Origin of the sequence: Paraclostridium dentum (assembly GCF_048568265.1) — a bacterium.
GTDB classification, from domain to species: domain Bacteria; phylum Bacillota; class Clostridia; order Peptostreptococcales; family Peptostreptococcaceae; genus Paraclostridium; species Paraclostridium dentum.
The window spans coordinates 2,242,991-2,258,423 of sequence record NZ_CP183813.1; the positions used below are offsets into that span (position 1 = coordinate 2,242,991).

The 15,433-nt window shown below is 29.5% G+C and carries 17 protein-coding genes; 1 reads left to right on the forward strand and 16 read right to left on the reverse strand.

What is annotated here, in order from left to right:
- Nucleotides 1-47: 47 nt before the first annotated feature.
- The 3 genes from ACN6I1_RS10295 to ACN6I1_RS10305 form a co-directional block, all read right to left on the reverse strand.
- Nucleotides 48-1,409: a PTS transporter subunit EIIC gene (locus ACN6I1_RS10295; protein ID WP_419741852.1), complete on the reverse strand. Its 1,362-nt coding sequence runs from the start codon at nucleotides 1,407-1,409 to the stop codon at nucleotides 48-50.
- Nucleotides 1,410-1,430: 21 nt separating this feature from the next.
- Entirely contained in the window at nucleotides 1,431-2,336 is a 906-nt protein-coding gene (gene murQ, locus ACN6I1_RS10300; RefSeq protein WP_419741853.1) for an N-acetylmuramic acid 6-phosphate etherase, read from the reverse strand.
- Between the two features lie 202 nt (nucleotides 2,337-2,538).
- A complete protein-coding gene (locus ACN6I1_RS10305) occupies nucleotides 2,539-2,859 on the reverse strand; it encodes a MazG-like family protein (RefSeq protein WP_419741854.1) in 321 nt (106 codons plus the stop codon).
- Between the two features lie 327 nt (nucleotides 2,860-3,186).
- Here ACN6I1_RS10305 and ACN6I1_RS10310 point away from each other — a divergent pair, with 327 nt between their 5' ends.
- Entirely contained in the window at nucleotides 3,187-3,372 is a 186-nt protein-coding gene (locus ACN6I1_RS10310; protein ID WP_114543864.1) for a hypothetical protein, read from the forward strand.
- A 44-nt stretch (nucleotides 3,373-3,416) separates the two neighbouring features.
- Here the strand turns inward: ACN6I1_RS10310 and ACN6I1_RS10315 are convergent, their stop codons facing one another.
- The 13 genes from ACN6I1_RS10315 to flgF form a co-directional block, all read right to left on the reverse strand.
- Nucleotides 3,417-4,535 (reverse strand): hypothetical protein, encoded by a 1,119-nt coding sequence (locus ACN6I1_RS10315; protein WP_025162524.1) that lies wholly within the window; start codon nucleotides 4,533-4,535, stop codon nucleotides 3,417-3,419.
- A gap of 36 nt (nucleotides 4,536-4,571) precedes the next feature.
- The gene (locus ACN6I1_RS10320) at nucleotides 4,572-5,462 is read right to left on the reverse strand and encodes a flagellar motor switch protein FliM (protein ID WP_419741855.1); all 891 of its coding nucleotides are present in this window, start codon (nucleotides 5,460-5,462) and stop codon (nucleotides 4,572-4,574) included.
- Nucleotides 5,463-5,479: 17 nt separating this feature from the next.
- A complete protein-coding gene (locus tag ACN6I1_RS10325; RefSeq protein ID WP_021429556.1) occupies nucleotides 5,480-6,235 on the reverse strand; it encodes a flagellar hook-basal body complex protein in 756 nt (251 codons plus the stop codon).
- A gap of 9 nt (nucleotides 6,236-6,244) precedes the next feature.
- Complete coding sequence (locus tag ACN6I1_RS10330; protein WP_025162522.1) at nucleotides 6,245-7,018, reverse strand: flagellar hook-basal body complex protein; 774 nt, start codon at nucleotides 7,016-7,018, stop codon at nucleotides 6,245-6,247.
- An 8-nt stretch (nucleotides 7,019-7,026) separates the two neighbouring features.
- A complete protein-coding gene (locus ACN6I1_RS10335; RefSeq protein WP_021429636.1) occupies nucleotides 7,027-7,731 on the reverse strand; it encodes a sigma-70 family RNA polymerase sigma factor in 705 nt (234 codons plus the stop codon).
- Nucleotides 7,732-7,751: 20 nt separating this feature from the next.
- On the reverse strand, nucleotides 7,752-9,809 hold the full coding sequence (gene flhA, locus ACN6I1_RS10340; protein WP_053831612.1) for a flagellar biosynthesis protein FlhA: 2,058 nt from the start codon (nucleotides 9,807-9,809) through the stop codon (nucleotides 7,752-7,754).
- Nucleotides 9,810-9,822: 13 nt separating this feature from the next.
- Entirely contained in the window at nucleotides 9,823-11,655 is a 1,833-nt protein-coding gene (locus ACN6I1_RS10345) for a fused FliR family export protein/FlhB family type III secretion system protein (protein WP_419741856.1), read from the reverse strand.
- Nucleotides 11,656-11,664: 9 nt separating this feature from the next.
- Nucleotides 11,665-11,883: a flagellar biosynthetic protein FliQ gene (locus ACN6I1_RS10350; RefSeq protein WP_370013843.1), complete on the reverse strand. Its 219-nt coding sequence runs from the start codon at nucleotides 11,881-11,883 to the stop codon at nucleotides 11,665-11,667.
- 68 nt (nucleotides 11,884-11,951) lie between these two features.
- Entirely contained in the window at nucleotides 11,952-12,617 is a 666-nt protein-coding gene (gene fliP, locus ACN6I1_RS10355; protein WP_021429620.1) for a flagellar type III secretion system pore protein FliP, read from the reverse strand.
- A complete protein-coding gene (locus tag ACN6I1_RS10360; RefSeq protein WP_419741857.1) occupies nucleotides 12,601-13,005 on the reverse strand; it encodes a flagellar biosynthetic protein FliO in 405 nt (134 codons plus the stop codon). Before ACN6I1_RS10360 ends, fliP begins: the two co-directional genes overlap by 17 nt.
- Before the next feature lie 11 nt (nucleotides 13,006-13,016).
- Nucleotides 13,017-13,784 carry an OmpA/MotB family protein gene (locus ACN6I1_RS10365; protein ID WP_419741858.1) on the reverse strand — a complete coding sequence of 256 codons (768 nt, stop codon included), beginning with the start codon at nucleotides 13,782-13,784 and terminating at the stop codon, nucleotides 13,017-13,019.
- Nucleotides 13,774-14,586, reverse strand: a complete 813-nt coding sequence (locus tag ACN6I1_RS10370; protein WP_419741859.1) for a motility protein A — start codon at nucleotides 14,584-14,586, stop codon at nucleotides 13,774-13,776. Before ACN6I1_RS10370 ends, ACN6I1_RS10365 begins: the two co-directional genes overlap by 11 nt.
- 12 nt (nucleotides 14,587-14,598) lie before the next feature.
- Nucleotides 14,599-15,432 (reverse strand): flagellar basal-body rod protein FlgF, encoded by an 834-nt coding sequence (flgF, locus tag ACN6I1_RS10375; RefSeq protein WP_419741860.1) that lies wholly within the window; start codon nucleotides 15,430-15,432, stop codon nucleotides 14,599-14,601.
- Nucleotide 15,433: the final 1 nt, after the last annotated feature.

Consider the following 15,433-nt stretch of genomic DNA (forward strand, 5'->3'; position numbering starts at 1 on the left):
TTCTTATATCTGAAACACCCAATATTAGGTCAGTCCTTTACTATTTTTTATTCTACTGGATCTTCAAACCCTAATAATTCTGTAAAGAAGTATCCACCTACGTATGATGCTACAACTCCAATTAAGAATACAAACATTTTTCCATCAGCTATTAATAGTGCAAGTGGTAATCCTGATACTCCCATTGCAACTGCTCCAACTTTGAAAAATGCCATTACTGCTCCACCTATTCCAGCTCCTAAGCAAGCTCCTAGGAAAGGTTTTCCAAGAGGTAATGTTACTCCATATATTAAAGGCTCTCCTATACCTAAAAAACCTGGTACTAATCCATTTTTTGCTGTTTCTTTTAATCTTTTATTTTTAGTCTTTTTAAAAACTGCTATTGTAGCCCCAACTTGAGCCATACCTGCTGTTGCCAGTATTGGAAGCAAAACTGTTGACCCTGTACTTGCTATTAAATCTGCATGTATAGGTGTTAAAGCTTGATGCATTCCAGTCATAACTAATGGTAGGAATAATGCTCCTGACACTGCTCCTGATATAACAGAAACTATCATATTTCCTGATGCTACAGTATTTGCTACTACTAAGCCTATTGAATCAGATATAAATCCACCTACTGGTTGCAATATTAATAATGCAACTAAAACTGAAACTGTTAGTGTCACTAGTGGTGTTATAAATAAATCTAGTACATCTGGTACTACTTTTTTACATCCTTTTTCAATGTAAACTGCTAATAGTGCAACTAGTATTACTGATATTATTCCACCTCTACCTGGTGTTAATGTCATTCCAAATAAATTTATATCAGCAAGTACTGGAGATGATAAAATTCCTCCAAGTACTCCACCCATCATAGGCATTTGTGATCCAAATTCTTTTGCTGCATTTAATCCAACTAATATAGATAAAACTGAGAAAACTCCGTTTCCTATTAACCCTATTATCTTAGCTGCAGTTGTACTTGTATATGCTTCTCCAAAATATACACCTGCAATATTGTTAACTGCTAAAACCAATCCACATGCTACAAATAACGGTATTAAAGGTATAAATATATTTCCAACTTTTTTAAGTGCGTTTTTGAATTTTGTATTATTTTTTTCCTTTAATTTATCTTTTGTTTCTTTTATTGCATCATCACCTAATAAAACTTTTTTACCAACTATCTTATTTACTTCTTCAGTTACTTTATTTACTTTACCTGGTCCATAAATAATTTGTAATTGTCCCTCTGCTTGAACTACTCCCAACGCACCTTCTGACTTTTTCAATTCTTCCATTTGAACTTTTGAATAATCGAAAAGTTCAAGTCTACAACGTGTCATACAGTTTTGTACACTTTTAATATTTTCTTTTCCACCAACTAACTCAATTAAATTCTTTGCTATTTCTTGGTTTGTCATTACAATTCCTCCTATCTATTTTTATATATTTTTAAGAGCTTTTGCTATATATCCATTATTCATTTCTAATATTACTTTAGCTTCTTCTTTTTCTAAGTTTGACAAGATCATAAATATAGATAACTTTACATCAAAACCAGTTTCATTTAAAATAGTTTCTGCTTCTTTAAAACTTACTCCTGTAGCTTCGCATACTATTTTCTTAGCTCTTTCAACTAATTTTTCATTTGTTGCTTTTACGTCTACCATTAAGTTCCCGTATACTTTTCCCATTTTTATCATGCTTCCTGTTGATAGCATATTTAATACTAATTTTTGTGCTGTCCCTGACTTTAATCTTGTAGACCCTGTTACAACTTCTGCTCCAACAACTGGAGATATTGCTATTTTAGCTTCTTTTGCTACTTGTGAGTCTGCATTACATGTAACTGATATCGTTAGGGCTCCTATTTCATTTGCATACTCTAATCCCCCTATTACATATGGTGTTCTACCTGATGCAGCTATGCCTACTACCGTATCATTTTCATTTAAATGCTTATCCTTTAAATCTAATACAGCTAATTCTTTAGAATCTTCAGCACCTTCTTTAGCTCTAAATATGGCTTCTTGACCTCCTGCTATTAATCCTTGAACTAATTCTTCTGATACTCCATATGTTGGAGGACATTCTGATGCATCTAGTATTCCTAACCTTCCAGAAGTTCCTGCACCTATATATATTAATCTTCCACCTTTTTGCATTCTCTCTACTATTCCATCTATTGCTTCTGCTATTTTAGGTAGTTCTATTTCTATTGCATTTGCTACCTTTTTATCTTCTTCATTTATCATCTTAACCATTTCTAAAGTTGATACTTTATCTATATTTAATGTATTTTGATTCCTACTTTCTGTTGTTAATTTCGATAAGTTTAATTTATCCATTTTTTTACCTCCATATTTTTATGAATTCGTTTTCTTGTTTGTAATTTCATAATACCATGTTTGAAATATCATTTCAATATATTTTATAAATAAAGAAATATTATTTTATACATATGATAAAAATTTATATCCTATTAATATATTTAAGCGAATACATTTTCCTAAAACTAAAAAAGTTAACTCACTTTTTATGAGTTAACTTCTACTTTTGACTGCACTTTTCTTTCCATTTTACTAATTTTTTATTGTATATTTCTTTTATAAGTTCAATATCCACTTCATTTTCATAATTTTGACTTATTATTGAACTTGCAACTATAATAACATCTAAGCATTCTTCAGTTATATCATGCTTTGACTTATTTTTATATCCACATCCACATGCGTTTATACTACTAAGTATCGCCTGTGCTACTTCTCCTGTTTCTTCTGTTAATTTTAAAGACCTTTGCTCTATTGTTTTTTTATCTATTTCTGTTAGTTTTTGAATTTCTTCAAAATTGACTAATGTTTTGTTGTTCATTGTTATACCTCTTTTCTTTAATTAAACACCATATTTAGTATAACATAAGTCTTAGATATAAGAGGATATACGTGTTTTGCTCCACAAACAAAGTTCATATTGAAATGTCGCTAACCCATGTATATCTTTTTATCAAACTTTAATATATATTTAATAGAATTTTAATGTTAAATATTATTAACAAAATCAGTAAAATACCTAGTTTTATTGGTTTAGTATTAAATTTGTGTTAATATATATATATGTAGCTAATTTGAAATTTAATTGGCTACCTCGTGTTTTTACTTCCTACGATTTTCGTAAATTTAAAGGGGGTTGTAATCAGCAATGGATCGGTTGAGAAGAAGTTATAATATGGTTATGTTCTTATTATTAGGACTAATCTGTGGTATATCTGGAAATTTACTAGATAAACCTGTATTAACTCCTGTACTTTATATAGGTTGCGCATTATGTGGACTTATATTTTCAGGGTTAGTATTCTCTCCAATGAAAAAAGGACTTGAAAGTTAAAACTTAAATAAAAAAGAGCTATTTATATAGCTCTTTTTTTCATGTTATTTTACGTTTTCTACATTATAATCATTATCTAACTTTGATTTATATCCATTAACTAGTGAGTCTAATGCTTGCTTTATTTCATATTCACTTGGTAATATTACATATCTTCTTGCATCTAATATAAATTTACTTTCCTTATTAACTATATTAACACTAGAAATTTTCTTATTTACACTACCTTTCATATCTAAAAGTAGTTTTGAAAATTCACCTTTGGTAATATTTTTTAAGATTATGTAAATTTCTTTTTCTGTTAATAAATTATCTCTTGAAACTCTTTCAACTTCTTCATTGAACATTTCCATAACTTCTTGATTAGTATTTTTTATATATTTATCAAGTATTAATTTTGATAATCTAGCTGTTGCAAATCCTCCTGCACCTATTCCTACTATGTTTAGCAATATGTATATATAAGAATTATTTAATAATTTCCCAAAGTTAGTAATAAGAGCCAATATAAAGAAGGCTAATGTACCTCCTAAAATACCTAATATCAGTTTCACATTGTTAATCTTTTGATAATTTTTTTCGTCTTCTAAATAAAAATCATCTTCTATTGTATGGTTTCTATATTTATACAAATCTATATCAAGTGAATTATTCGTAGAGTGTAGACTATTTGCAAATCTACAGTATTCACTTTTATCCACAGTATTATCCAAGTTTATACTTTCAATAAATTTATCTCCGTAAATTTTTATACTTCTCAAAATAGATTTGATAAGCGCTTCATTTTTCGAATCTCCATTCCATATAGATAGTGCATATTCTATACACCCTGACATGCCTAGTATATGTTCTGTTTCTACACTTCCATCAATTTCAAAAAATTCTACTCCTCTTACTTTACCTTCATTAGCTATAATTTTAGCTTGATTGTATGTAAAAGCTCCTCTTTTTAATATCTCCTTTGGCTCTAATGTTGCATGCGTCATACCTTCCTTTATTCTATCTTCAAAGTCCGCTATAGCTTCTTCATATTTATCTAGAGGTATTTCAATACTCACAGGTGATCCATCTTCGTTTATAAACCTTAATTCACCATAATTCAGACATGCATCAACACATCGTTCGCCACTGCTACTATATTTGCTTTTTAGTATCTTTGTCATATATAATTTTCACCCTTTACAAATGAACTTTGTTATCTATGGTTGTTGTTTATCTATTGTGTCTACTATAATAAGTCCTTTTTTATTTTTTATAAGCCCTGGCTTACACTCATAAACATTATATCCATTTACGCTAAGTAGTGCAACTCCATTCGCTTTATTGTCTAGTTTCAAAACATCTCCTACATTTAAATTAATAAGGTCTCTTACAGATATGTTTGTATTTCCTAATGTTGCAGTCATATCAGCCTTTACACTACAAATGTTTTGATATATAGCATTGGTAAATTCATATTGACCTTCTATATCTCTAGTTTTTAGAAGTTTTTTTGTTTCTAATTGTTCAAGTACTGGCTCCATACAACAATAAGGATTGCAAAAATGCATCTTTCCAATTTCTTCGGTACCATTATACATAGTCATTTGTGCAATAAGTACAGACTCACTTACTGAAAACTTATTACTGGATTCAATATTGGTATAAATATTTGAAACTTCCCGTTTATTACATCCTTCTACTATGTGTAACCTTTTTATAAAAGTTTCAGCAATATTCAAAATTAGATGCTTATCAATTTCAGTTAATTCTCTATTTTTATTTTTAAAGCTTCCATCTCCACCTAACATTAAATCTATAAGTGTAAGAGCTACTGTTTTATCCATTTGATATATAAGTCCCTTTACTAAGGGTAATATGTCATGTTCTATTATTATCGAGTCATATTCAATCGATTTCATAAATTCTTCAAAATTAGTTTGCCTTACTTTTTTAAGTTTAGCATTTATGCTTTTCTGTTTTAAATCATATGCTATATTTAAATTCATATACTTGCAAAAGTCTTCAGCTATAAGTGATAAAAATCTCATATTATCAGCAGAATATCTTTGAGGTTTTTTAAAATCATAATCTCTGATTGTAATTTCCATTTTATATGCCTCCGATTCTATCTACTTTGAAGATTGTTTACCATTGACCACATATCGTCTCCTACCTGTATACCCTTGCTGTTATACTGAAATGACCTTTGAGCCATTATTAAATTTACCATCTCATCTTGCATATTTACATTAGACATTTCTACATGTCCTTGTAATATGCTTTTATTTTGTACAGCTTCAACATTAGTTGGCTTTGCAGTAAATAAATTATCTCCTACTGATACAAAATCAGCATCTCCTTTAGGTTGATATAAATTAATCACTCCAACTTTGTTATTATCTAGATATATTTCCCCATTCTTATGTATACTTAAATCTCCATTTTTTAGATTAATATTTTTACCATTCCCATTTAAAGGTTGTATATCTAATATATTACCCTTATCATCTACTAATTTACCAGTTGAATCTAAATTAAATTCTCCATTTCTTGTGTATGCGTAGCTTCCATCTGATCTCATCACTCTAAAAAAGCCATCTCCATCTATTGCTAAATTAGTATTTATTTTAGTTTCTTTAATTGCACCTTGTTCATAATTTCTAGTTGCTTGAGATATCCTACTTCCAGTACCAGTTCTAACACTTGTAGAGTTAGTTGGGTATGAATTTTTATGTAATGATTCTTGATATAAATCTAAAAAATTAGCATCTAATTTTTTATATCCTACAGTCTGTGAATTTGTTATATTATTTGAAATCAAATCTATATTAGATTGACTTGATAACATCCCAGACTTACTATTATGCATTATATTATACATATTTTATACCTACCTTACATTTCCGATTTCATTAGCTATTTGTCTTAATGTTGAATCTATAGTTTGTATAACTTTTTGATTAGCTTCAAACTCTTTTACTGTTTCCATCATTTCTGTTACTGAGCTTATGTAATCTACATTTGACCCTTCTACATATCCTTGTTTTATAGAATAGTTATTTGAGTTTTTAGGGTTATTTCCTGAGTATAAGTTATCTCCAACTTTTTTAAGATTTTTGTAATCATTAAAATCTACAATAGAAAATTTATAACTAGCTCCACCTTCTACCATAAGCTCGTTTGAAGGTGTAACTGTAATTTTACCATTACCTACATATATAGGTTCATTAGCTCCACTTGCCTGATTTAATCCCATAACATTATGGCCACCATTTGTTACAAGGTATCCTTGTGAGTTAACCTTAAATGATCCATCTCTAGAATAAAATGTATTTCCACCAAAGTCTCTTATCTGAAAAAATCCACTACCATCTATTGCAAAATCGGAATTATTTTCAGTTGCTACAAATGTACCTTGCTTAAAATTTGTATTAACTTCGTCTATTCTAGTACCAAAACTTACTCCACCTAAAATTTGTTGATATGCTTTTCCATTTTGGTAATTATCATTATTGGATAAAGTCATTTCTTCAAAACTTTTAGATATTAATTTATCTTCTTTATATCCATTAGTTTTTATATTTGCTATATTGTTTGTTATTGTACTTTGTCTCGACTGTAAATTTAACATCGAAGATACAGATGCATATAGTCCTCTTATCATATTTCCTCCTAATCCAGGTATTTTAGTTTTTTCATCATACCTCTTAAATTTGAAATAGCCTTTTTACTTAACTGTGAAACTCTAGACTCTGTAACTCCTAATATTTCGCCAATTTCTTTAAGTGTCAATTCTTCATAATAATACAGTGATAGCACAAGTCTATCCTTTTCCTTTAGTAAGTCTAACGCCTTAGCTACTGTTTCTATAAGTTCTTCTTTTTCTATTGATGCTTCTACGTTTATAGACTCGTCTTTTATTATATCTATAAGCTTTAAATCATTTTCGCTATCTAAAACCATATTATCAAGAGAACTTGTACTTAAATTTAAGGTGCTTTTTCTTATTTTATGAACTTCGTCATTTGATATTTCCATAAAGTCAGCTATTTCATTTACTGTAGGTTCTCTAAAATTTTTGTGTTGTAAATTTTCTATACAATTTTTATATGATCTTACTTTACTTATACATCCTCTAGATACTGGTGATTGTTTTCTAATTTCATCTATTATATAAGATGTTATTCTTATAGAAGCATAAGTTGAAAATTTAACGCCTTTTCCTTCATCAAACTTATCACTTGCATCTAATAATCCCATAACCCCATAACTTACTAAGTCTTCGTATTCCATTCCTATTTTATTTGTATAATACTTAGAAGCAATGCTTCTAACAATAGGCATATTTTGATTTATAAGTTCTTCTTTACTAATCATAATGTCAACAACTCCAATCACTATATATTAATTACCCCTTGAGATTTTATTTGTACATCATTAGGTATTTCATTTAATGACAATATAGTTAAGTTAGTAAACACCATTTCAACTAATTTTCTAAATGGTGCTCTTATCTTAGGAGAAACTAATACTATTGGTCTATTATTATTAAAATTGACAGACTCTATAGTCGATTGTATTCCTTTAAAAATCTTATTAGTAGTTTCTGGATCTATAGCTGGATATGTTCCATTTACAGATCTTTGTAAACTATTAGCTACTAAATTTTCAATTTCCATAGATAGTGTTGTAACTACTATCGAATTGTTTTCATCTATTAATTCAAGACATATACTTCTACTCATAGCCATTCTTACATATTCGGTAAGTAGCTCTAAATCTTTAGTATTTCTTGCATTATCTGCTAAAGTTTCTAGTATAGTAACTCTATCTTTTATAGATACCTTTTCTTTTAATAGATTTTGGAATACTTTTTGAACTTCTCCTAATGTCATTAAATCTGGTATTAACTCTTCTACAACTGCACTGTATTTTTCTCTTGTAGCATCTATTATCGCCTTTACTTCTTGACGTCCCATAAGTTCATGAGATTTAGATTTTATAGTCTCAAGTAAGTGAGTTACTAATATAGTTGTAGGGTCTACAACAGTAAATCCGTATAATTCTGCCTCTTCTGCTTTGTCTTTTTCTATCCATAAGGCATCTAACCCAAATGTAGGTTCTTTAGTTGATATACCATCCAAATCTACGTCCATGCCCATTGGGTTCATACATAAAAGCATATTTGGCATAAGTTCATATGTTGTTACTGGTATACCTTTTATTTTTATAGTATATTGATTTGGATTTAACTGTAGGTTATCTCTTATCCTTATCGGATGAACTATTATTCCCATATCAATTGCACATTGTCTTCTAACCGATACAATCCTTTGTAATAAATCTCCGCCACTACTTTCATCAGCTAAAGGAATTATTCCATATCCAATTTCTATCTCTATAGGTTCTACATTTAAAAGAGATGAAACATCTTCTGCATTTTCCAGACTTTCCTCAGCTGTCGGCGCAGCTTCAACTTCATATAAAGCTTCCTCTTCGGCCTCTTTTTCTTCTTTTTTAAGTGTGTATCCTATAAATATAGCTCCTGCACCTAAAGTGAAAAATGATAATTTAGGTAACCCAGGCAATAATCCTAGTAATACTAAAACTATACCTGCCATAATTACCGCTTTAGGAATTGATATTAACTGTTTTCCTAATTGAGTACTAAAGTTTTCATCGCCATTAACTTTAGTTACTAATATACCTGCAGATGTTGAGATAATTAATGCAGGTACCTGACTTACTAAACCATCTCCAATTGTAAGTGTTGTATAGGTTTGAATAGATTCCATAAAATCCATATCAAGCATTACAACACCAATAACTATACCTGCAAGTATATTTATTGTAGTTATTATTATCCCTGCAATAGCATCACCTTTTACAAACTTAGATGCCCCATCCATAGAACCATAAAACTCAGCTTCTTGTTGTAATTCTTTTCTTCTTTTTCTAGCTGTCTTTTCATCTATAGCTCCTGCATTTAAATCTGCATCTATACTCATCTGCTTACCTGGCATTGCATCTAAGGTAAATCTTGCTGATACTTCAGATACTCTACTCGAACCATTTGTTATAACAACAAATTGTATTATTACAATTATTAAAAATATGATTATACCAACTACGTAATTTCCTCCAACAACAAAACTTCCAAAAGACTCTATAACATTTCCTGCATAACCTTGCCCTAATATAAGTCTTGTAGATGATATATTAAGACCTAGCCTAAATAAAGTTGTCACTAGAAGTATCGTTGGAAATATTGATAATTCTAATATACTAGTTGAAAATATCGTCATTAGTAATATAAGCACTGACAGCCCTATATTTATAGCTAGCATTATATCTAATAAAAAAGGTGGTAGTGGAATTATTATCATAAGTATAATTCCAATTATCCCAAATCCAACTAATATATCAGTTCTTTTTTTAAGCCCTAATTTTTCCATTTAAAACCTCTTTTTATATTTTTTTATATCTATTTTTTATTTTATAAACTGCAACTAATACCTCTGCTACTTCTTGATACATCTTTTCTGGTATCTCTTGTTCAATCTCTACTTCTTTATAAATAAGTCTTGCTAAAGGCTTATTTTCTATAATAGGTATATCATGCTCTTTTGCTATTTCTCTTATTTTAAAGGCTACTAAATCTGCTCCTTTTGCTACAACTGTCGGTGCAGAATCTGCTCCTTTTTCATATTTTATAGCTATAGATATATGAGTAGGATTTGTTACAATTACACTAGCTGATGGTACAGATTCCATCATTCTTCTTGATGACATTTCTCTTTGCTTTTGCTTTATCTTACCTTTTATTTCTGGATTACCTTCCATTTGCTTGAACTCTTCTTTTACTTCTTGTTTAGTCATCTTAAGATCTTTTTTATGTACATACTTTTGATATGCAAAATCTAGCGTAGATACAACTACTAAAACAAGAATTATATTTTGTATTAAATCTCTAATTAACTCAACTATAGTTCTCATTAAATATGGTAGATAAATATCTCCGGTTTTCATTATTCCCATGAAGTTTTTCTCCATAAATGAATATCCTACCTTAAAAAGAACAGTTACAATGACTATACTTTTTATTAAATTTCCTAATGCCTTCTTCGAAAACATATTTTTAAATCCACTTATAGGATTTAATTTTGACAACTTTGGCTTTAATGGATCCGCTGTCATTAAAAAACCACTTTGCATAAGATTTCCTATTGATGAAAAAAGTATGATAATCATACCAACAGGTATTATAATTTTCATAAACCCCATTAAAAGAATCATCAATAAATCTCTTACCAATGCTATTGAAAACTCATTTGTAAAACCAGTATTTAAATATTGAACTATGTAGCTTTGTAACTCTCCAATTATAAAATCAGACATAGAGTAAATTATCATAAGGACACCTAAAAGTGTTACTGTCGTTACAACCTCTTTACTTTTTGCTACATTTCCACTTTTTCTAGCATCTTTTATTTTTTTACCAGTAGGCTCTTCTGTCTTATCATCAGTTGAAAGCAAAAAACCTAACGGCGCCATAGATGTTACATGCATTTTGCTAGTGGCTTTAAAAGTTCCATCTAAAATATCAGTCATATTAATCAATAAATTATGTAATTCATTTAATATAAATGGTAATGAAATCACAAAAAACATTATTCCAACAATTACTTTTAAAGGCATTCCTATTACCATTACATTTAATTGTGGTACACTTCTTGAAATTAAACCCATTATAAAATCTGTTATTATAAGTGCTAGTATTATAGGAACTGCTATCTTAAATCCGATTATAAAGCACTGAATAAATATATTTACAACATATGTGTAATTATCTTTTAATATATAACTCCCAACCTCGATAAGTTTAAAACTTTGACTTATACCTTTTATAAGCTCATGATGCCCGTTTATACTAAAAAATACCATTATTCCAATCCAATAAACTATATTCTCAATTAGTGTGTTACTTTCATGGCTTGTTGGATCATAAATATTTATCATCGATAACCCAAGTTGTTGATCTATTAAGCTTCCAGCTATCTTTAAACTGTTTATACATATACTTGTTATATAACCTAAAACTAATCCTGTTATAGTTTCCATTACTCCAATATTGACTAGTTCATACACATTTTTAACCTCTACATTAACATTTATTGTAGAAGTAATTATTACCGACATAAATAGTGTGAAAGTAACTTTAAATACATTTGGCGTTCCACTCGGGAAAATTATAGTTATGCATGAAAAAAATGCAATCAATCTTAAAAATACAAATATCAATTTTAAAAGTTATCCTTTTATATTTGCAACCATATTCATAATTTTATTTGTAAATTGAATAAGCTCATTTAACATCCAAGCTCCACCGATCGCCAATGTAATCGCTACAACTATCAACTTCGGTATAAAAGATAATGTTTGTTCTTGGATTTGAGTGGTTGCCTGGAATATACTTATTAGTAAACCTACCAATAAAGATAATATTAAAATAGGCCCTGCTATTAACATTCCTGTATATAAAGTTTCTTTTACTATGCTGACTACTACACTTTCACTCATTTTAGTACGCTCCTCAATTATTGAAAACTTAGCAATAAAGATTTTATTAATAAATTCCATCCATCTACCATAATAAATAACAATAGTTTAAATGGTAGTGAAATCATAACAGGTGGTAGCATAAACATACCCATAGACATAAGTACACTTGATACTACTAAATCTATTAACAAGAATGGTAAATAAATTAAAAATCCTATTTGGAAAGCTGTTTTTAATTCACTAATAGAAAATGCTGGTATTAATATATATAAGGGTATATTTTCTCTAGTTAAATTTTTTTCATTTAAATCTGAGTTTTCAACAAATAGTTTTATATCTTCTTGTCTAGTCTGTTTTAATAAGAATTTTCTTATAGGTTTTTCTGCTTTTTCTACGGCTTCTTCAAACTTAATTTCATGACTCATATAGGGTTTTAGTGCTTGTTCATTTATTTGCTTCACGGTAGGAGCCATAATAAACATAGTCAAACATATTGCAAGTCCAACTAATACTTGATTAGGTATTGTTTGCTGAGCACCTAGTGCAGACTTTATAAAAGAAAAAGTTATTATAATTCTTACAAAACTTGTCATCATAAAGACAATTGCACCTAAAAACATTAAACCTGTTAAAACTATAAACATTTTCATTAAAGGAGTATAATCGCTTAAATATGGTGTTATATCACTTAATGTTTGCATCTTTTTTCTCCTTTAGCTTACCTATTAAATTCATAGGGTTTTGTATATCTTTTTTTAAGTTCAATTTTTTAAATTTTAATTTATCTGCTTTTAATACATTGTTATTTTGTCTTTTATCTTCTATCTCTTTTATGTCCTCTGGAGTTAAATCTTTTATTTTTTCTATATTATTATTTGAAACTAACAACACACATCCATCTTCTCCTGTTTTTAAAACAACTAAATATGTATCTTTGTTAATCCCAACTTTTTCTAAAATTTTTGCATATTTATAAATTCCAACATTTTGTAAGTTTATTCCATTCATTTTATAAGCAATAGCAATTACTCCAATCATCAGAATGATAAATGCACTTAAGTTTACTAAGTATCTCAATGTTTCATACATAATAAGTTATCTTACTCCTTCGTGTCTTGACTTTGTTGCGGTTGTTGATTTTGATTTTGTTCTTCTTGCTGCTTAGCTTTTTCTTTTTTATCTACTATTAAGATATCTACTCTTCTATTTGTAGATCTATTTTCTGGAGTATCGTTAGCTACTAAAGGTCTAAACTCTGCATATCCTTTTACTGCAAATCTAGTTGGTGGAACCTCTTTATTTTCAACGAAGTATCTTACAACACTTACAGCTCTGGCTGTTGAAAGTTCCCAGTTTGATGCATACTGTGAGTTATGTATAGGAACATTGTCTGTATGTCCTTCTACTAAAACATCATTATCCATATCTGTAACTAGCTTAGTTATAGTATCTAATGCCTTTATACTTGTTTCTTTTAAATCTGATTTTCCTGAATCATAAAGTATATTTTCATCTAATTGAAGTACTATACCTCTATCTTCTTCTCTTACTTTAACCGAGTCTTGAAGGTTATTATCTTGCACTGCTTTATTAACTTTCTTTGCAAGATCCTCTTTTTCTAAATTAGGTTTACCTACTTGCACCTTTAAATCTTCTAAATTTTCTATTTTTTCTATAGATGTACTTCCACCTAAAGAACTTTTTAAAGCTTTTGATAATTCACTTAACTTTTGACTATCTACTGCCGATATTGAATATAGTAGGATAAAGAAAGTAAGAAGTAGTGTTATTGTGTCAGCATATGTATCCATCCAAGACCCTGTTTCTACATCATCGCCTTTTCTTTTTCTTTTATCTCTACGCGACATTTACTTCTTCACCTTCTATCGTACCTCTAGTATAATAAGATTTCTTTTCTTTTGGAGTTAGGAAGTTCACTAGTTTTTCTTCAATAACTCTAGTGCTATCTCCATTTTGGATACTCATAATTCCACAAATCATCATATCCATACGTTCACATTCTCTTTCCCCTTTTATTTGAATGTTAAATCCAATTGGATTTAGTATAGCATTAGCCATTAATGCCCCATAAAATGTAGTTATAAGAGCTGCAGCCATACCACTTGATATAGTATCTGGACTTCCCATGTCTGAAAGCATCTGAATTAATCCTATTAATGTTCCAACCATACCAAATGCAGGTGCATAAGATCCCCATATCTTAAATATTTTTGACCCTGTACTGTATTTACTTTCTACTTCATCTATTTCTATTTCTAATATTTCTTTAATATCTTCCATGTCAATACCATCTATAGCTAGTTCTAAGCCTTTTCTTAAAAATGCATCTTCTATTTCAGAAACTTCTTGCTCTACTGCCAAAGGTCCATCTTTTCTAACTTTTCTAGCTAATTCCTTAAATTGATCTACTAAATCAACTTTATTTATATTCCCTGATCGTAATATTTCCTTAGTTATTTTAAATCCCGTTTTTAAATCTTCCATAGAAAATGTTATAAGGATTGATGCAAAAGATCCTCCAACTGTAATTGCTAAGGATGGCACATCTATAAATGCGCCTATCCCTGTTTTTCCTAGTGATATACCATATACAACAAATCCAAGAGCTAATACAAGACCTACGGGAGTTAACATATCATTTTTTTTCATATTATCCTCCTACTATCTTTTTAAGTTTATTATTTCCTGTAAAAGTTCGTCACTTGTTGTTATAACCTTACTAGCTGCTTGGAATGCTCTTGTTGTCACTATCATCTCTGTAAACTCATCTGATAAATCAACATTTGACATTTCTATAGCACCTTGGTTTATAAGACCATATTTAACTCCATACATAGCATTTCCTGAGTTAGCAGTTTCTCCATAAAGGTTACCACTTAAAGATTCTAACCCTTCTGGATTTTGGAATACTGCTATCTTTAATGTTTGAGCATTTTCAACCTTAGTTCCATCTGCTAGTAAATATGACACTTTACCTTCTTTTGATATATTAAAAGATAAAACCTTTTGCATTTCTCCATCTGGATTAGGTTGTTCTTTTGGTATTTCTACTGGCTTTCCATCTGTATTTAAAACTTTATATCCATCAGCTGTTACTAAGTTTCCATTAGCATCTAATGTAAAAGATCCATCTCTTGTGTAAGCTTCTTGATTAGGTCCTACACTTACAACAAAAAATCCATCTCCATCTATTGCTAAATCTGTTGGTCTTCCTGTTGGCTGTACATTTCCTTGTATCATATTTCTAAATATTCCACTTACTTTAGTCCCAATTCCTACTTGTCCTGGGTTAACCCCTCCTATTACATTAGGGTCTCCAGCAGCTCCACCAGGAACACTTGAATATATTACTGTTTGGTTTAATGCATCTGAAAATCTAACACCTGACTTTTTAAAAGCTGTTGTTCCAACATTTGCAACATTGTTACCTACAACGTCCATTTTAGTTTGATTTGCCTTCATTCCACTTATTCCTGAATACATTGACTTTAACATA